The sequence below is a fragment of the Arthrobacter globiformis NBRC 12137 genome, from assembly GCF_000238915.1.
Classification (GTDB): domain Bacteria; phylum Actinomycetota; class Actinomycetes; order Actinomycetales; family Micrococcaceae; genus Arthrobacter; species Arthrobacter globiformis.
The window spans coordinates 40,575-58,053 of sequence record NZ_BAEG01000047.1; the positions used below are offsets into that span (position 1 = coordinate 40,575).

A 17,479-nucleotide genomic window follows, 5' to 3' on the forward strand; every position below is an offset into this window, starting at 1 on the left:
ATGGAATATGACGAAGCTAAGCTAGCCGCGTAACGGCCCGGCACGGGGAATATTTCGGGGCAGGGGAAAATACAGGCCGGTCACGACTCCGAAAGGAGCCGTTCGGCGTCGGCCACCTGCTCAAAGACAGTTTCCGCCCGGCGCCAGACCGAGGCCGCCCCGACGGGCACAGGACCCACGGCGAGCCGGAGCATCGCGGCCGCCTCGGCGGTGGCGGCCAGCGAATTGCCCGCTTTGGACAGCGAACGGTGAACTCCGGACAGGGCGTGCGGAATATCCAGGCCGTCGCTGGGTGACCGCCGTTGCGCCTCAACACAGATCTCCCGGACACGGCCGGAGAGGCCTGCCAGCTGGTTGGCTATTTCGACCAGTTCTCCATAGAGCTGCTCGTCCTCCACGCCCTCGAGCACCTGATGGTACCGGTCAAGGCCGCGGTGGAACCGATCGTGGGCACGGCGCCACAAGCCCTTGCCAAGTTCCGCGTCGTCTTTCCGCCCTTGCCGGGCGGCCGTGAAAAATCCCAAAGAGGCCTACAAGTACTGGCCGGGGCCGTGGTCGGGGTCTTCCTTCCGGCCCGGGTGCAGCGGGTCGGTGCCGGGCTGGGATGCCTTGGCACGCTGCGGCTCGCCGTTTTCACCAATGACGACGCCGGGGGCGATGACGGTCCCCGGCGGAAGCTGCCGGAGCTGCATCTGGGCCATCGTGTGTTCCCGGGCCGCGTGCTGGGCTGCGATCGCCGTCTGGATGCCATGGAACAGGCCTTCCAGCCAGCCCACCAGCTGGGCCTGGGCGATCCGCAGTTCGGCGTCCGAGGGGGTGCCATCCTCCGGGAAGGGCAGGCTGATCCGTTCCAGCTCCTGCACCAGTTCCGGCGCCAGGCCGTCCTCAAGCTCCTTGATGGAGCGCTCGTGGATCTCCGCCAGGCGGCCCCGTGCGGCGTCGTCCAAGGGCGCCGACTTCACCTCTTCGAGCAGTTGCCGGATCATGGTGCCGATCCGCATCACCTTGGCAGGCTCGTCCACGAGGTCCTGCAGGCTGGCATGTTTGGGCTGGCCGGCGTCGGCAGCGCGGTCGGCAGCTCCCGCATCAAGGGTGGTGCCCTCCACGGGCTCCTCGTCATCCTGCGGCGCGGAGGACGCCACGGAAGGCCCCGCGGCCTGCTGCGCAGCGGGCTGAATGCCGGGTTCGCCGGGCTGGACGGCGGCCTGCGGACCGGCCGCCTGGGCGGGTTGAGTGTCTTCGGGATCGCTCATGCGTTCATACTCTCACGGGCCCGGAACGCGGAGTCCAGTCAATGAAGCTCCTTGACCAGGATTTCGCCTTCGTCCGTAGCGAAACCGCACTTGCGGTAAAAACCGACCGCATAGGTGTTGGCCGGGACCCACACTTCAGCCACGCCGTTGCTCCTCATCCAGGCTTCCATCTCCGCGACAAGCGCCCGGCCCATGCCCCGACGGCGCCACTGGGCATGGGTGCCCATCTCCATCAGCAGAAGCTCCGCCCAGGGGCCGGGCGTCCGGCGCCGCTGGATGCAGCAGTGCAGGAAACCCACGGTCTGTCCCCCGGCCTCCGCCAGCCAGAAGAGAACCGAGGGGTCCGCGAGGAAGTCCCGGGCGCCGTCGGGATCTAAGACCCCCGACGGCGCGGTGCCCGGATCCTCGTCAAAGAGGTTGTCCGTGGCCGCCAGTGCGACGAGCGCGCCGGCATCCGCCGGCCCGATCCTGCGGACGGCGAATCCGGCCGGCAGGGCACCCATGGTCAGCAGCACCTGCCTTGCGGGTTGGTGTCCTGGCGGTCGGTCCGGTCGCGCCAGAACGCCCGCTCGTCCATGGGCGGTGTGCCGTGGCCTGCCGCCGCATGGTGCTCCAGGTACTTGCGGTAAGCGTCAGCCCCCATGACTCCCTGCAGGTACTTCGCCAATCCGCGGAGGGCCTGCGCTACCGGGTGCAGCAGGCCACCGAATCCCGCACCGGCACTCATCAGTGATGGCCTGCCCGCTCAGCACGCATATTTGCCGGCACCTTGTTCCATTCCGCCATGAGCTCGCGTTCGGCGGGAGTGGGGATCAGCCCGGCGGGTGCGTACACCCGAGAGGGATGCGGCCGGTCCTCGTTATTGAGGTTCGGGATCCCTGCCGTCGTGTTCCGGAAGGCCTTCACGGTGGCCGCCACTGCGGTGATGATGACGATGATGCTCAGGACGACAAAGACGACGGACAGCCAGCCCTGGATCATGGTGTTGCGGACCACCGCTTCCATGGCCGCAGTGGTCTTTGCCGTGCCAAAGGAGGTCTTCCCGTCGGCCAGGGCCTTGCTGAAGGCGGCGTTGTTGGCGAAGTACCCCACCGCCGGGACGGAGGAGAAGATCTTGTGGATGCTTGCAGTGATGGTGACGACCGCCGTGAAGGCCAGCGGGACGGCAACAATCCACAGGTACCGGAAAGAGCCGCGCTTGGCCGCGATGGCCATGCACACCGCCAGCGCGATCGCGGCCAGCAGCTGGTTGGCGATGCCGAACAGCGGGAACAGGGTGTTGATGCCGCCCAGCGGGTCGGTGACACCCATCAGCAGCACCGCGCCCCAGGCGCCGACCATGATCGCCGTGCAGAGCCAGGCGCCGGGCCGCCATGACGCTTCCTTGAACCTCGGGGCAAAGTTCCCGATCGAATCCTGCAGCATGAACCGCGCAACGCGGGTTCCGGCGTCGACAGCGGTGAGGATGAACAGAGCCTCGAACATGATGGCGAAGTGGTACCAGAACGCCATCATGCCGGTGCCGCCGATGAACTGCTGCATGATGTGGGCAAGGCCCACGGCCAGGGTCGGTGCACCGCCGGAGCGCGAGACGATGCTTTCCTCGCCCACGTTGGAGGCGGTCTGGGCCAGGACATCGGGGGTGATGTTGACGCCGGCCAGGCCTAGTCCGTTGACCCACTGCGCCGCCGTCTCCACCGTTCCTCCGGTCAGTGCCGCGGGGGCGTTCATGGCGAAGTAGATCCCGCGGTCGATCGAAATGGCCGCCACGAGCGCCATGATGGCGACGAAGGATTCCATCAGCATTCCGCCGTAGCCGATGAAGCGGGTTTGCCGCTCCTTCTCGATGAGCTTGGGCGTGGTGCCGGAGGAGATCAGGGCGTGGAAGCCGGACAGCGCGCCGCAGGCGATGGTGACGAACAGGAACGGGAACAGTGCCCCGGAGAAGACCGGGCCGTTCTCGCGGCCGGCGAACTCGCTGAAGGCGGGAACGGTAATCTCGGGGCGCACCACGATGATGGCCACGGCGAGCATCGCGATCACGCCGATCTTCATGAACGTCGAGAGGTAGTCTCGCGGTGCGAGCAGGAGCCACACGGGCAGGATGGCCGCGATGAAGCCATAGACGATGAGGCCCCACGCGATGGTGACCTTGTCCAGGTGGAAGAACGCAGCACCCCATTCCGTGCCTGCCACTGCGCCGCCGCCGATGATGGCCGCCATGAGCAGCACGAAGCCGATGATTGAAACCTCCATGACCTTGCCCGGACGCAGGTACCGCAGGTACACGCCCATGAAAAGCGCGATCGGAATGGTCATGCCCACCGAGAAGACGCCCCAGGGGCTCTCCCCCAGGGCATTGACGACGACGAGCGCCAGGATCGCGACGATGATCACCATGATCAGCAGGGTGGCCACGAGGGCGGCGGTACCGCCGATGACGCCGAGCTCCTCGCGTGCCATTTGGCCGAGGGAACGGCCGCCGCGGCGCATGGAGAAGAACATGACCAGGTAATCCTGGACGGCGCCGGCGAGGACGACGCCGATGATGATCCAGATGGTGCCGGGGAGATACCCCATCTGGGCGGCGATAACGGGTCCCACAAGCGGGCCTGCTCCGGCGATGGCGGCGAAGTGGTGTCCGAAGAGGACGTTGCGGTCCGTACGGACGTAGTCCTTGCCGTCGGCCTTGTATTCGGCCGGCGTTGCGCGGCGGTCATCAGGCTTGAGCAGATACCGCTCAATGACCTTCGAGTAGAAGCGGTAGCCGATCAGGTAGGTGCACACCGAGGCAAACACGAACCAGATGGCGTTCACCGTTTCGCCTCTGACGACCGCCAGCATGAACCAGGCCACGCCGCCCAGGAGTGCGATGGCAACCCAGATGGCGATCTTCGCAGGGGTCCATCTGCGCTCCTCGGCGTCGCGGACCGCGTCATCAACGGACGCCGGCGGCAGCGATCCGTCGACGTCGGGATTCAGGTCCTCGGCCGCGGTTCGGGTCCCGTCCTCAGGCATGGTGCCCATGTCTCCTCCTTGAGATTCCCAGGTGGCACGGACTGTGCCACGGGCACCCTACCAACGGGTAGGGCTTCAATCGCGGTCATTTGCGGGGTGCTGGCCGAGGAATCGACGAGCGGTCGCGATACCGCGGTGAGCGGACGGCCTGCCGGGTTGTCCACCGTCGGCCCCGGGCCGTCCGCCGTCCGCCCCGGGCCGGCAGTCAGGGCCAACCTAGCTGTCAGGAGCCGAGACTTCGCCGGGACACCGGCAGGCGGGCACGGGCAAAGACCCAGGCCAGTGCACTGCCGGTCAGCGGCACGCCAACGAGCAGCGCCAGCAGCGGCATCCAGGGAACGACGGGCTCTGCAAACATGCGGGTGGCCCCAATGAGGAGGACTGCGGGCACCACCCCGGCGGCCACTCCCAGCGAGGTGCCAAGGGACGCGGTCATGAGGGACTGCGCAGCGGCCAGTGCCTTCCGCAGCCGCGGCGGCGCCCCGACGCCGGCCAGCGTCATGTGGTCTGCCCGGGCATCGGCGAGCGCAAGTCCCGTGGTGATGCCGGCGGCGCTGAGTGTGATGAGTGCGCTGGTGCCAACGATCAGCCACAGCAGCTCAGACCCCGTTCGGTCCGCGCCCGGCTCAACGTAGAAGCCAAGGGCCTGGATCCGGTAGACCTGCGCGAGTGCCGCCGATGCGCGGTCCTGCTCAGCGGCTTCCGGGTAGGCGGACAGCTGGGCGAGCAGGACGGAATTGCCGACGTGCATGCCCGCCCTGGACGCGGTGCCCGGTGCGATGACTCCGTAGAACGGGACCGGCACCTCCGGCGCCTCGACGACGGCGGGCAGCACGGTGTTGCTCTGGGGCTTGTAGGAAACGGCGGGCCCGGGGCCGGGAACGGGCTGGCGAACGTCATAGGACTGGAGCGTGGTTTTCCCGTCCTTTTCGAAGACCGGGTTGCTGACCACCATTCCGCCGGTGTTCAGTGCCTCCACCGCGGCGGGGCTGGGCTCCCGGCCCAGCAGTGCCCGGAGCTCGTCGGCGCCGCCAACCACCACTGGCGGAAGCTGGCCCGCGGCGCCGGCGGGGAACATTGATCCGTTGCACCGCCAGTCCTGCCCGTCCAGGACGCGGCCCTGCGGCGTGGCGGGGCATTCCTGGCCGGCGGGCACGGCGAGCTTGTATTGCCGGCAGTCCACTCCGTCGTTAGTGGCGGGAAGGGATCCACCGGCGGACGCCTGCATGTTGCACTTGCTCAGCACCGGGCCCTTCAGGACCTGCGTCCACTGCACGGTTTCAAGCTCCCGATGCAGCGCCGCGGCTACGGCGGCCGGGTCAATCGGCGAGGCGGAGGCCGTCCCCGGTGCTTGGATTGGTGCGGTTTCCAGCGGCAGCGAGACTTGGTTCTCCTGTGCAGCCCACATGTGGGTGCGCTTCGCCTCCGCCATTTGGCTGGCGGAGAGGACCATCGCGGCACTGGCAAGCGTTGCGGCGGCGAGGACCGCCGCCACGGCAGGCACCGTGCGGCTCCGGTTCCTGGCAGAGTCCCGGGCGGCCATCCGCAGTGGAAGCGGCAGCCAGGCGGTGCGTGCAGTCAGGATTTTCACGAATGTCCCGGTTAGCAGCACCAGAGCCGCCACTGCCAGGATTGCGCCACCAGTGAGCAGAGCCGCGAGCAGCGGGGTGCGGGCAGCCACGGCGTCCAGGTCACCGGTCAGCCCCAGCGTCCGGCCGGCCGCCAGGCAGATGACGGCCACAACCAGCAGAAAAGCTCCCACCCGCACCGGCCAGGGCCCCGAAGCAGCGAGGGAGCGGCCCGACTTCAATGCGCCGAGCACCGCCTGCCGTGCAACCTGCCGCGCAGGAACCACAGCGGCCAGGAAGCATGCCAGCAGGCCCATGGCCATGGCCGCAACAGTCGGCAGGAGGTCCAGATGGAAGCCGGGAAATCGGACGGAGCCCAGATGCCTGGCGACGCCCACTACCGCGGCAGCCCCGCCGGCCCCCAGCATGGCGCCGGCAACCACCGCGATAGTCCCAAGCCACAGCCCGGCGGCAGTCACCACTGCCCGGACGGTGGGTGCCTCCGCACCGCTTGCGGCCAGCAGTGCCAGCTCGCGGACCTGCCGTTTGGCGCCCACGGCAAACGCTGCGCCGGCCAGGAGGCCCACTTCGAGCAGGGCAAGTGCCCCGAGCAGCACGCCGCCAATGTAGCCGGCGGCGGGCATGGCCCTGGCGTTGGCGGCAGCGCCCGACGTGACCGGCGGGTTCAGGGCCACGGCGCGTGACAGCACAGCGACGCCGGACTTGTTCAGGTCACGGATCTGGTCCCACGTGACGGGTTTTGGACCCATGAGGTAATACATCGTTTCGCCCAGCGGATTCCCCTGGGCAGCCGGCCTGTCGATTGCCGCCTGGCCTGGCTGGAGGAACAGAATGGGGTTGCCGTCCGAGTAGGTGGCATCCCGGAGGGTGCCGACGACGGCGAAGGAGCCGTCCGCCGTCGTCATCCTGTCCCCGAGGCGGATCCTGAAGCGTTCCAGCGCTCCGGGCGAGACGAGGATTTCATCACGGGCGGCTGCCGGCCTGCCCTCCAGAAGGGTGTATTTGCCGGTGAAGGCGGGGTTCAGGGCGTCAACAGCTTTGGCCATCACCGGGACATCCGACGCGCCGCCACGGGACGCGCGGGCCCGGACCATGAGTGTGAGCTGCGTTTCGGTGAGAACTTCGTAGCCGGCGGGGATGGCATCCCTCGGATTTCGCGGTGTGAAGTCGGGGTCGACGGTGAAGTTCCGCGTCATGGTTGCCGTCTCCAGCACGGGATCCTGCACCGTCTCGGCGTTGGAGGCGGGCATGCTGCGGAGCCGCGCCTGGGTGCTGCCCAGCTGGTACTGCACCCGTTCCGCAGGCGTTTCCTGCATGCTTTGCGCTAGGGCCGCGGCACCGGTCATGCCGGCCACGGGCAGCAGGATCAGCAGAATGATCAGCAGGGAGCGGCCGCGGTGCCGGCTGATGTCCCGGCGCGCCATCCGAAGGGCAAGACGGAAACTGTGCCACCGGCCGTGGGGCACGGGCGCAACGTCAAGGGCCATCTCAGCCGGCCGGCGCCAGGAGAACCGCGGGATCGTGCATGGCCGTTGCCTCATCCACAATCCGGCCGTCGCGGATGAACACCACGCGGTCCGCCCACGCGGCATGGCGGGCCTCGTGCGTGACCAGCATGACCGCGGCGCCGTCGTCGGCCCGGGAGCGGAGCACTTCCATCACGCCGTGGCCGGTGGTGGAATCCAGCGCACCGGTGGGTTCGTCGGCAAGGATCAGCCGGCGGCTCCCCACGATGGCGCGTGCTATGGCCACACGCTGCTGCTGCCCGCCGGACATTTCATCCATGAACCGGTCCGCGAGCCCGGGGATCCCCACCTGCCGCAGTGCATCCAGTGCCTGCCGGTGCGCTTTCCTGGCCGGCACGCCGTCGAGTTCGAGCGGCAGTGCGACATTTTCCACGGCCGACAGCGTCGGGACCAGGTTGAAGTCCTGGAAGACGTAGCCCACGGCACGGCGGCGGAGCCGTGCCAGCGCGTTCAGTCCCAGCCCCGCCAAGGGCGTTGACTCCACAAAGACGCCGCCCGACGTCGGCCGGTCCAGTCCGCCGGCCAGCGCCAGGAGGGATGATTTTCCGGAGCCGGATGGCCCCATCACCGCAACGAATTCCCCGGCGTTGATGGTGAGGTCCACGTCCCGCAGGGCGGCAACGGCCGTCGCTCCCTGCCCGAACGTCCTGCTGACCTTGGCGAGCTCAAGGACCTGTTGCGGCCCCTGCACGCTCACCGGCGGTTCTCCGCTGTGCGCGGGGCAGCCTCTTCCGCAGTGACCCCGTTGGACGGTTTACGTGCTTGGCTGCGCGTCCCGGAGGCCTGTGCAAGCTGCACCATCCTGGCCTCGCACAGGTCAAGCCAGCGGATCTCGGCCTCCGTCTGGAAGATCAGCGAATCCAGCACCAGCAGCCAGGCCGTGTCCGCCGCCCGCTGGTTGGCCGCGGTGTCCCGCCGGGACTTCGTGTAGTCCTGCAGGGCGCGCATGGAAGCGGCGCGCTGGGCCTGGATGATGGCTGCCACGTCCACCCCGGGCAGGGTGACGGCGAGCGCCAGCTTGATGGCGAGCTCGTTCCGCGGCGGATTGCTGCGCTCCACCGGTGTCGCAAACCAGCCCTGGACCTCTGCCCGGCCCGCATCGGTGATGCTGTAGACGACGTGGCCTTCGCCGTCGCCGCCGTCGTTGCTGACAAGGCCGTCACGTTCCAGCCGGTCGAGGGTGGTGTAGACCTGCCCGATGTTCAGCGGCCAGGTGGAGCCTGTGCGGTCTTCGAATTCGACCCTGAGCTGGTAGCCGTAACGCGGCTGGTCCTGCAGGAGGGCGAGGAGGCTGTGGCGGATGGACATCGGGCTCCTTGGCTGGAAGTCGGCGGTATGCACGCGCCCCCAAGACGCGTGCATACCGCGTATGTCCAGAGCCTAGTACGATCCCTGGCGGATCGCAATACTGAGTATCTACCGCCAGGTGCGCGGTTACATCACCAGCAGGACCTTGCCCACGTGTTCGCCGGAGTCGAAGTACTTGTGGGCCGCCCTGGCCTGGTCCAGTGGAAAGGTCTTGGCCACCAGCGGGTGGATCCGCCCGTCAGCAATGAGGGGCCACACGGAGTCCCTGACCGCCGTCATGATGACGCCCTTCTCCGCAGCCGGCCGGGGCCGGAGCGCTGTTGCCACGACGGCCGCACGTTTGCGCAGCAGCTGTCCGAGGTCCAGCTCCCCCTTGGCGCCTCCCTGCAGCCCGATGACGACGAGCCGGCCGTAATCCGCCAGGGCGTCGACGTTCTTCTGCAGGTACTTGGCGCCGACCACGTCCAGGATGACATCTGCACCCTTGCCCCCGTTCTGCGCGCGGAGGCTTTCGGCGAAGTCTTCCTCCGCATAGTTGATGGCGATGTCGGCACCAAGGAATGCCTTGGCCGTGCTGACTTTTTCGTCGGTGCCCGCGGTGGCTGCCACGGTAGCGCCCAACGCCTTGGCCAACTGGATGGCCATGGTGCCGATGCCTCCCGTGGCGCCGTGGATCAGGACGGTCTCCCCCGGCTGCAACTGCGCGGTCATGACCAAATTCGAGTACACGGTGGCCGCCACCTCAGGCAGGGCGGCAGCGGTGACCAGGTCGACGCCGTCGGGAATCCTCAGCACCTGTTCCGAGGGCACCGCGACCTGCTGCGCATAGCCGCCGCCGGACAGCAGCGCCACGACTTTGTCCCCGATGGAAAACGGCTTGGTCACGCCGGGGCCGAAGCCCGCGATCCTGCCGGAAACCTCCAGCCCGGGAATCTCCGAGGCACCCGGCGGGGGCGGGTAGTAGCCCCTCCGCTGCTGGACGTCGGCGCGGTTCAGACCCGCCGCCACAACGTCGATGAGGACCTCACCCTGGCCCGGCTCGGGAGCCGGCACCTCACGGATTTCCAGCACTTCCGGCCCGCCGGGCTCCGAGATAAAGACGGCTTTCATGGCGAACTCCCGATTTCTAGCTGATTCCTGCCCCAAAAATACTGTGCACCGGCGACAACTGCCACGCGGTGGTTTTTGTTGCAGCCAACTGCCTATGAAACACTACTAGTTAGGGAAGGTTGTCCGAGCGGCCGAAGGAGCTGGTCTTGAAAACCAGTGTGCGGTAACCCCGTACCAAGAGTTCGAATCTCTTACCTTCCGCGCAGGGCCGGCGGCGTGCGAAAAGCACCGCGCTGACGGCCATTTTGAAGGCCGGCCGGGCCAATCGAAAGTTTGGTTCGGCCGGCCTTTTGCGTGGGCAAGTAGTGGCCCTTTTGTACGGGCAGGTAGGGGTGCGGACCGCGGTCCGAAAATCAGGTAATCCGAGTACCTGCCCTGCAGAATACGAGTACGCGCCACTCATGCGCGCCGTTGCCGGAAGGCGTTCACTTGTATCAGCACAGCTCTATCCCGCAACCGCAGGACAGAGCTTCCGCATCCACCGTTGCATGTGGGGGTCGAGGTCATGAGCAAGGCTGAGAAGCAGAGCCTGCGGTACTCGGACTACTACTGGTGCATGTCGCTGAAGGACTTCATTGAGTGGATCGAGGCCGACGACGACCAGGAGCCGGCCACGTCATACTCGGACCGGCCCTGAGCTCCCGCCTGCAGACGGCACACCCATTGAAAGTGTCACACCCCCGGCATAGTGTCGGTTCTGTCCGTAGCACCTCCATGACCTGCGGGGATGTCCCGCAAACCACACCAGGAGCAGACTATGCCTACGCCCGAACCCACTCCCGGCGCCCCGTGCTGGGTCGACCTTATGACCACCGACGCCAACGAGGCGAAACAGTTCTATGGCGAACTGTTCGGCTGGGACTTCCAGACCGGAGACCAGGAAAAGTACGGCGGCTACATCACCGCCACAAAGAACGGCAAGACCGTCGCCGGCATCATGCAGAAGCAGGAGGACCAGGCGGGTATGCCGGACATGTGGTCCACCTACCTGTGGTCGGACGACGCCGCCGCCACAGCCGCGGCGGTTCCCCAAAACGGCGGCCAGGTGTACGTGGAACCCATGGACGTCCCGGAACAGGGCCACATGGCGCTCTTCGGTGACGCCTCCGGTGCCGCGATTGGTGTGTGGCAGCCGCGGGAGATGCGGGGTTACGAACTTGTGGGCGAACCGGGCGCCCCGGCCTGGCACGAGCTTCACACCAAGGACTATGCCGCTGCGGTGAAGTTCTATCAGGACGTGTTCGGCTGGGACACCGACGTCATGAGCGACACCCCGGAGTTCCGCTACACAACCCTGGGCGCCGGCAGGGAGGCAAAGGCCGGGATCTATGATGCGTCGGCCGACCTTCCCGCTGAAGTCCCCTCCAACTGGGTGGTCTATTTCGCCGTAGAGGACGCCGACGCCTCCATTGACAAGGCCGTCAGGTTGGGCGCGACGGTCCTTGACGGACCGGACGACACACCCTACGGCCGGATGGCCACGCTGACAGACCCCACCGGGGCCAGGTTCAAGCTTTTGGCCGACACGGGCCAGGGCGCCCAGTAGGCGACGTTCCCCGAATGGATGCCGGCCGGCGGCTTCGCAGGAAGCGACCGGCCGGCATCCTTTGTGTGCCGCCCGGGGTCGGCATTCTGCCGGGAAATCGCGGAAGCGTTCCCGCTCAAGCGACAGGACTTGAGGAAGCGTTTGGGCTCAAGCGACAGGACTTGAGGAAGCGTTTGGGGGCAGGCCGAGGATGGCGCGGGCGATCTCGTCGGCGTCGCGGAGGGTGCGCTGCCCGCTGGGGTACACCGGACCGGCCTGCTGGGCCGCTTCGGCGGCAATGGCGGTTCCCCACTGGACGGCCGAGAGCTGAAGCCCCAGCACGTACATCCCGTCCGTGACCTCGCCGTTCGATGCAACCGGCCGGTACGGGTGCGGGCGGACATCGAGGCCGGAGGACTGCACCGGGGTGCCTTCCACCGTCATCATGGTCCGTGGCCGCACGAGCCCGTCGGCGAGGAGCTGCTCCAGCAGCGGGGACTCGTTGAGGGCCACCCGGTTGGCCGGCGCCAGTGCCTCCACCAGTGTGTGTGCTTCCGCGGCACCGCCGTGTACCCACGGCGAGGCGGCGGTGAAGGCGCGCTTCCCGCGGGCCACGCCGAACTTGGGGTCCGGGCCAACGAAGCTGACAATTCCGGCCCGTGCCAGTGCCGCCAGCTGCTCGGCGCGCAGCGCCGGCGGACCGCTGGCGAGACCCTCCACCAGCGATTCAAACCAGCCCCGCAGGCCGGCGACCCATGACTCATCGGTGATCCCGCCGTCGGCCACTACCGACTTCAGCACGGCACGGCCGTGGTGCAGCGCCCCGATGGCCATCTTGACGGGGTCGTTCTCGCCAAGCGCTGAGCGGCGGGCATCGTCGTCGAGGTAGTCGACGACGGCGGCGTCCAGCTCGGCACGCGAGGCGAAGGTCCGCCCGGCCAGCGGGGCAGCAAGACCGCGCAGGTTCAGCCTGCTGTCCGGATGGACATGGCGGCCGACGACGGCGTTGAAGTCCTCTTCCCACCGGCCGGTGCCATGGGCATGCGGGTGCAGGGCCTCGTCCAGTTCCTTGAGGAACGCGGCATGGTCCTGAACCGTGTCCGGCTGCGAGCGCACGAGGGTCGTGTAATAGGCCCAGAGCGCGTCCCGGTGCAGGAGCGGCCAAAGGTCGTAGTCGAATGCCGGAACGATCCCGGCGGCCGAGAACCTCCGCAGCGCCTTGCCGGTGAAGTAGCGGAGTGTGACCGACGCCGGGTAGTAGCCCGCGAGGGTGGCTTTGGACCGGTACGGCGTTCCGCGCCGGGACGCCGCCAGGATGAAAGGCTCCTGGCCTGAAGGCAGGTACTCGAGGGCGTCTCCTGCCTCTACGAATTTACCTCCCCTGCCCTCCGTGAGCTGGCCCATCACGTCGAAGAAGTTCAGGCCCATCCCGCGAACCAGCACCGGCTCCTGCGCGGGAATCACACTCCAGTCGACGTCGGCAGGGACGGCCGGCGGCAGGTAGCGCAGGCCGAACTGCGCGGCGGCTGCCTGGAGTTCGCGCTGTTCGGGGCTGAGGCGGGAGGCCAGGTGGCCCAGCGCGAGGACGACGGAATCGACGGTGAGGCTCACGCCGCCGTCCAGTTCGCCGTTGTCCCGTTCGACCGCGTCCAATACGACCGCGTCCAGTTCGACCTCGAACCTTCCGTCCGGCTGCCGGCGCGCGGCGGTGGCCGTCGCCTGGTGCATTTCCACGGTGACGCCGTCTGGCAGCGCTGCGAGCAGCTCCTCGAAAGTGGACCGCAGGTAGCGGCCGTAGATGGCACGGCTGGGGAAGTCGCCGGATCCCAGCACGGCGAGCTCTGCCCGTTCGTCGTCGGAGAGCCCGGCCAGGGGGCTGTGCTGCTGGGCTGTCCGCCAGCGGTCGAAGGTGGTCCCGGCCACCGGCGCGGCCAGTCCCGTGTCCTCGGGAATGAGCGTGGGGTAGAACGACTGCGTGTTCATCAGGTAGAGACGCGACTGTCCGGGCTGCCAGACGTGCCCCGGACCAGCAGGAAACGGATCGATGACGTCGATGTGCAGGCGGGCTCCGGCGGGACGGGCGGCGGACCAGTTGGCGAGCAGCCGCTCCAGCACGCTGGTACCCCTGGGACCGGCGCCAATCAGCGCCGTCCGGATGCTCTGCGAAATAACCACGCCTTCCAGAGTATCGGCATGTGACTTGCTAGCTGAGTGGGGATGTTGTTTGGATGGGCGCATGACCACCACCGCAGCTGATTCTGCCCCCGCGTCCGGCGCCGCCCCCACGGAGACCGCGCCCGCGCCCACCGACGAGAACATCTGGCTGGAGGACATCTACGGCGAGGAACAGCTGGCCTGGGTACGCGAGCAGAATGCCCGCACGGAGGACCTGCTGGAAGACGCCGACTACGCCCGGCTCGAGGGCGAGATCCTCGAAGTGCTGGACTCGACGGACAAAATCGCCATGGTGAGCAAGCACGGCGAGTGGTACTACAACTTCTGGAAGGACCGGCAGAACCCCAAGGGCCTGTGGCGCCGGACCAGCTGGGAGAGCTACCGCAGCGACGCCCCGGAGTGGGAGGTGCTGCTCGATGTGGACGCCTTGGCGTCCGCCGACGGCGTGGAATGGGTCTTTCACGGCGCAAACCTGCTCCGGCCCGAACCCGGGCAGCCGTACCGGCGCGCGATGGTTGCTCTCTCCCCCGACGGCGGCGACGCCAACCGTTACCGCGAGTTCGACGTCGAAACCCGGGCTTTCGTTGATCCCGCCGCCGGCGGCTTTGACCTCCCGACGGCGAAGGGGAACGTCTCGTGGCTCGACGCGGACACGCTGCTGGTCGCCAGCACCGCGGGGGATCTCCCCCGCACTGCGTCGTCCTACGCCCGCACCGCAGTGCGGCTCCGCCGCGGCCAGGTCCTGGCCGATGCGCCGCGCATCTTCGAGATCCCCGAGGAACACATGATGGCCATCGTGGCCCACGACTCAACCCCGGGTTTTGAGCGGACGTTCGCCGTGGACTGGATCGACTTCTTCAACCGCCGCACGTCCGTGCTCCAGGACGATGACTGGGTGCCGGTGGACGTGCCCACCGACGTGAACACGGGCGTGCACCGGGAATGGCTGCTGTTCAGGCCGCAGCGCGACTGGACCGTGAACGGCACCACCTATGCGGCGGGCTCTCTGCTGGCGGCTGATTTCCGGGCGTACCTGGCGGGCGAGCGCGAACTGACGGTTCTCTTCGCCCCGGACGCGCACACCTCCCTGCAGTCCTGGAGCTGGACTCGGAACTTCCTGCTGCTGAACCTGCTGAAGGACGTGTCCTCGGAAATCCGCGTGCTGGATCCTGCCGACTCATGGCACTCCTCGCTGCTGGACGCCTGCCCGCCGCTGCACGACGTCAATGCCTTCGCCGTGGACGACGAGGACGAGGCGGAACGCGGGGCCGGGGACGACTTCTGGCTCGTTGCCACCGGCTTCACGACGCCGAGCACGCTGACCCGCGGCACACTGACCCGGAGCGCACTGGCCCGGGGAACCGCCGACGGCGGGGCTTCAGACGGAACTGCAGCGGCAGGCGTGGTGAGCCGCCATGCGGAGGTGAAGGCGTCGCCGTCGTTCTTCAACGAAGCGGACTACGAGGTGCAACAGCACTTCGCCGTCTCGGCGGACGGCACGAGGGTGCCCTACTTCCAGGTGGCCGCGCGGGGCCTGGTCCTTGACGGGCAGAACCCCACGCAGCTCTCCGGCTACGGCGGCTTCGAAGTCTCGCGCACGCCGGCGTACAGCGGCACCATCGGGCGGGCGTGGCTGGAACGGCGCACTGCCGCGGTTCCGGGCGACGGCTTTGCGGAGGGGCACAGCCGCGGCGGCGTGTACGTCGTGGCCAACATCCGCGGCGGCGGGGAATACGGCCCGTCCTGGCACCGGGCGGCGCTGCAGGAGAACCGGCACCGCGCCTACGAGGACTTTGCGGCGGTGGCCAGGGACCTGATCTCGCGGGGTGTCACCAGCAGGGAACGGCTCGGCTGCGTCGGCGGCTCCAATGGCGGCCTGCTCGTGGGCAACATGCTGACGCGGTACCCCGAACTGTTCGGTGCAGTGTCCTGCGGGGTGCCGCTGCTGGACATGCGCCGGTACACGAAGCTGTCGGCAGGACACTCGTGGATTGCCGAGTACGGCGACCCCGACCTGCCCGAGCACTGGGAATTCATCAAGACGTTTTCGCCGTACCACCAGCTGAAGGACGGCGTGGAGTACCCGGAGACGTTCATCTGGACCGCAACGTCCGACGACCGCGTGGGTCCCGTGCAGGCCCGGAAGATGGCCGCGCGGATGCTGGCCATGGGCATCCCCAACATCTGGTTCCACGAAGCGCTGGAAGGCGGACACGCCGGTGCCTCGGACAACCGGCAGGCGGCCGCGCTCCAGGGCCGCAGCCAGCACTTCCTGTGGAAGGCGCTGGCCGAAGGCACGGCCTGACGCGCCTGCTGGAGATTTTGTACAGACATCGCGAGATAGGGCCGCCGCTTGAGCCCGCATTATCTGTGCAAAAACACCGGGGTTTTGGCCGGGCCGGCGCGTTTTTCGCCGGCGGCGGGGGCCGTTTTGCACTGGATGGCCGGTTCTGCGTATCCTTGGTGGGCTAGTAATAGCAATTGGAGACGTGCCAGAGCGGCCGAATGGACTTCACTGCTAATGAAGGGTCGGGGTTAAACTCGACCGGGGGTTCAAATCCCCCCGTCTCCGCGTTTGTGAAGTCTCGGGACATCGGCTACAGATGTCCCGAGACATCGACTACACCCCCGGTCTACGGACCGGGGGTGTTTTGTTTTTTCGGCTGGTAGCCGCGTGCGGGGTCGATGGTGAACTCCGCGAGGATCTCGCCGGTGCCGTGCTCGACGGCGGTGACGTCGGTGTCCCGGGCGAGCAGGATGATGCGTTTGTGCTTATGGGCGCGGCCGATGCCGAGGTGCCGGAGGCGTCCGGCGTGGCGAAGGGTGACCTTGCCGTCGGCGTCGACACGGTCGGTGCGGATCCGCCAGTGTTCCCCTTGGGCGGCGATGGCTGGGGCGGCCTTGGGGGTCGCTGCGTAGGCCTCGGAGGGCGTGCGGCGTTTGAGGGCGCGGTGCGGCCGTTCGTGGTTGTAGACGTGGCGGAACTTGGCCAGGAGCTCGTTCAGGTCCGGGATCGTGTGGGCCTCAGGCTGGTTCTTGAGCCATTTTTGAGGGTCTGGTGGAAACGTTCGATCTTGCCCTGGGTTTGGGGGTGGCTGGGCCGGCCGTTTTTCTGGGTGATGCCCAAGGATGCGATCAGGGTTTCGAAGGCGTTGCGGCCGCCGCGTCCGCCGGCGAGACGCGTGGTGTAGACCAAGCCGTTGTCGGTGAGGGTGGAGGCGGGCAGGCCATGGTCTTGAGCGGTGCCCAGGAAGGCTTCAACCACGACAGATCCGGTGACTTTGGGATGGGCGGTGAGGTGGAGCAGATAGCGGGAGTGGTCGTCGATGAAGTCCAGGATCTCCACGCTGGTGCCGTCGGCCAGGGTCCAGTAGGTGAAGTCGGATTGCCACATCTCATTGGGCTGGGCGGCGGTGAAGCGGCGCTGCGAGGACCGGGGCCGCTTATGCGGTTCCGGGACCACGGTCCCTGCGGCGCGCAGGATCCGGTGGATCGTAGACCTGGCTGGCGGTGCGAGGCCCTCGCGTTCGAGGTGGGCGGCGATGGTCTCGGCCCCGGCGTCGAGCCCCTTTGTAGTCAGCTCCGTGCGCAGGGCAAGGATGCGTTCCCGCACCACGTGGCCCGTGGCTTGCGGGTTGGTGCGCGGTCTGCGGGAGCGGGGCTCGAGGCCCGCGTCGCCCTCGGCCGCGTACCTGGCTAGGAGTTCGTGGACCCATTGCCGGCCAACTCCATAGCGGCGGGCAGCCTCTGATTTGGACATTCCGCCCTCAAGTACGGCCAGGACGATGACCTTGTTCTTCGACATGGCCCATGGTCGACAGCCAGGGTGTCGCCGATGTCCCGAGACACGCCGGAAAGCGTCGCCAATGTCCCAGGACACGTGTCGCGTATCAGCTGTCGTGCATGTCCCGAGACAGGTGTCGCCTATGTCCTGGGATCACACACCCCCGTCTCCGCGTTTGGCCCCGGTCCTCG

The 17,479-nt window shown here is 67.6% G+C and carries 13 protein-coding genes, 2 tRNA genes and 1 pseudogene; 5 read left to right on the forward strand and 11 right to left on the reverse strand.

Annotation, left to right across the window (positions count from 1 at the left end; all coding sequences use genetic code 11):
- Positions 1-80: 80 nt before the first annotated feature.
- From ARGLB_RS08610 to ARGLB_RS08650, 9 genes are all read right to left on the reverse strand, one after another.
- Positions 81-524, reverse strand: a complete 444-nt coding sequence (locus ARGLB_RS08610; protein ID WP_003801214.1) for a hypothetical protein — start codon at positions 522-524, stop codon at positions 81-83.
- A gap of 6 nt (positions 525-530) precedes the next feature.
- Positions 531-1,253, reverse strand: a complete 723-nt coding sequence (locus ARGLB_RS08615) for a bacterial proteasome activator family protein (protein WP_003801216.1) — start codon at positions 1,251-1,253, stop codon at positions 531-533.
- Positions 1,254-1,291: 38 nt separating this feature from the next.
- Positions 1,292-1,756 (reverse strand): GNAT family N-acetyltransferase, encoded by a 465-nt coding sequence (locus ARGLB_RS08620; RefSeq protein ID WP_003801218.1) that lies wholly within the window; start codon positions 1,754-1,756, stop codon positions 1,292-1,294.
- 2 nt (positions 1,757-1,758) lie between these two features.
- On the reverse strand, positions 1,759-1,980 hold the full coding sequence (locus ARGLB_RS08625) for a YbdD/YjiX family protein (protein ID WP_003801220.1): 222 nt from the start codon (positions 1,978-1,980) through the stop codon (positions 1,759-1,761).
- Positions 1,980-4,280: a carbon starvation CstA family protein gene (locus tag ARGLB_RS08630; protein ID WP_003801222.1), complete on the reverse strand. Its 2,301-nt coding sequence runs from the start codon at positions 4,278-4,280 to the stop codon at positions 1,980-1,982. The genes ARGLB_RS08625 and ARGLB_RS08630 overlap by 1 nt, the downstream gene beginning before the upstream one ends.
- Before the next feature lie 214 nt (positions 4,281-4,494).
- Positions 4,495-7,326 (reverse strand): FtsX-like permease family protein, encoded by a 2,832-nt coding sequence (locus ARGLB_RS08635; RefSeq protein WP_245531504.1) that lies wholly within the window; start codon positions 7,324-7,326, stop codon positions 4,495-4,497.
- Between the two features lie 22 nt (positions 7,327-7,348).
- Positions 7,349-8,083, reverse strand: a complete 735-nt coding sequence (locus tag ARGLB_RS08640; RefSeq protein ID WP_003801227.1) for an ABC transporter ATP-binding protein — start codon at positions 8,081-8,083, stop codon at positions 7,349-7,351.
- Positions 8,080-8,694, reverse strand: coding sequence for a PadR family transcriptional regulator (locus ARGLB_RS08645; RefSeq protein WP_003801228.1), 615 nt, complete (start codon positions 8,692-8,694; stop codon positions 8,080-8,082). The genes ARGLB_RS08640 and ARGLB_RS08645 overlap by 4 nt, the downstream gene beginning before the upstream one ends.
- Before the next feature lie 126 nt (positions 8,695-8,820).
- On the reverse strand, positions 8,821-9,804 hold the full coding sequence (locus tag ARGLB_RS08650) for an NAD(P)H-quinone oxidoreductase (protein WP_003801230.1): 984 nt from the start codon (positions 9,802-9,804) through the stop codon (positions 8,821-8,823).
- Between the two features lie 113 nt (positions 9,805-9,917).
- Between ARGLB_RS08650 and ARGLB_RS08655 the strand changes: the two genes are divergently transcribed.
- From ARGLB_RS08655 to ARGLB_RS08660, 3 genes are all read left to right on the forward strand, one after another.
- A tRNA-Ser gene (locus tag ARGLB_RS08655) sits at positions 9,918-10,005 on the forward strand.
- 304 nt (positions 10,006-10,309) lie between these two features.
- Positions 10,310-10,441, forward strand: a complete 132-nt coding sequence (locus ARGLB_RS24285) for a hypothetical protein (protein ID WP_280959902.1) — start codon at positions 10,310-10,312, stop codon at positions 10,439-10,441.
- A 120-nt stretch (positions 10,442-10,561) separates the two neighbouring features.
- Positions 10,562-11,350: a VOC family protein gene (locus ARGLB_RS08660; RefSeq protein ID WP_003801234.1), complete on the forward strand. Its 789-nt coding sequence runs from the start codon at positions 10,562-10,564 to the stop codon at positions 11,348-11,350.
- Between the two features lie 147 nt (positions 11,351-11,497).
- On the opposite strand, the gene ARGLB_RS08665 is transcribed toward ARGLB_RS08660, so the two are convergent.
- Positions 11,498-13,504, reverse strand: a complete 2,007-nt coding sequence (locus ARGLB_RS08665) for an FAD/NAD(P)-binding protein (RefSeq protein ID WP_003801235.1) — start codon at positions 13,502-13,504, stop codon at positions 11,498-11,500.
- 61 nt (positions 13,505-13,565) lie between these two features.
- Between ARGLB_RS08665 and ARGLB_RS08670 the strand changes: the two genes are divergently transcribed.
- Together ARGLB_RS08670 and ARGLB_RS08675 are read left to right on the forward strand one after the other, a co-directional pair.
- Complete coding sequence (locus ARGLB_RS08670) at positions 13,566-15,809, forward strand: prolyl oligopeptidase family serine peptidase (protein ID WP_003801237.1); 2,244 nt, start codon at positions 13,566-13,568, stop codon at positions 15,807-15,809.
- A 178-nt stretch (positions 15,810-15,987) separates the two neighbouring features.
- A tRNA-Ser gene (locus ARGLB_RS08675) sits at positions 15,988-16,076 on the forward strand.
- A 61-nt stretch (positions 16,077-16,137) separates the two neighbouring features.
- Here ARGLB_RS08675 and ARGLB_RS08680 read toward each other — a convergent pair.
- A pseudogene (locus ARGLB_RS08680) lies at positions 16,138-17,309 on the reverse strand (IS481 family transposase).
- Between the last annotated feature and the right edge of the window lie 170 nt (positions 17,310-17,479).

What these genes read in the sequence shown, in the direction of transcription:
- ARGLB_RS08615 (WP_003801216.1), bottom strand. Translation starts at nt 1,253, where the DNA reads ATGAGCGATCCCGAAGACACTCAACCCGCCCAGGCGGCCGGTCCGCAG.
- ARGLB_RS08620 (WP_003801218.1), bottom strand. Translation starts at nt 1,756, where the DNA reads ATGGGTGCCCTGCCGGCCGGATTCGCCGTCCGCAGGATCGGGCCGGCG.
- ARGLB_RS08625 (WP_003801220.1), bottom strand. Translation starts at nt 1,980, where the DNA reads ATGAGTGCCGGTGCGGGATTCGGTGGCCTGCTGCACCCGGTAGCGCAG.
- ARGLB_RS08630 (WP_003801222.1), bottom strand. Translation starts at nt 4,280, where the DNA reads ATGGGCACCATGCCTGAGGACGGGACCCGAACCGCGGCCGAGGACCTG.
- ARGLB_RS08645 (WP_003801228.1), bottom strand. Translation starts at nt 8,694, where the DNA reads ATGTCCATCCGCCACAGCCTCCTCGCCCTCCTGCAGGACCAGCCGCGT.
- ARGLB_RS08650 (WP_003801230.1), bottom strand. Translation starts at nt 9,804, where the DNA reads ATGAAAGCCGTCTTTATCTCGGAGCCCGGCGGGCCGGAAGTGCTGGAA.
- ARGLB_RS24285 (WP_280959902.1), top strand. Translation starts at nt 10,310, where the DNA reads ATGAGCAAGGCTGAGAAGCAGAGCCTGCGGTACTCGGACTACTACTGG.
- ARGLB_RS08660 (WP_003801234.1), top strand. Translation starts at nt 10,562, where the DNA reads ATGCCTACGCCCGAACCCACTCCCGGCGCCCCGTGCTGGGTCGACCTT.
- ARGLB_RS08670 (WP_003801237.1), top strand. Translation starts at nt 13,566, where the DNA reads ATGACCACCACCGCAGCTGATTCTGCCCCCGCGTCCGGCGCCGCCCCC.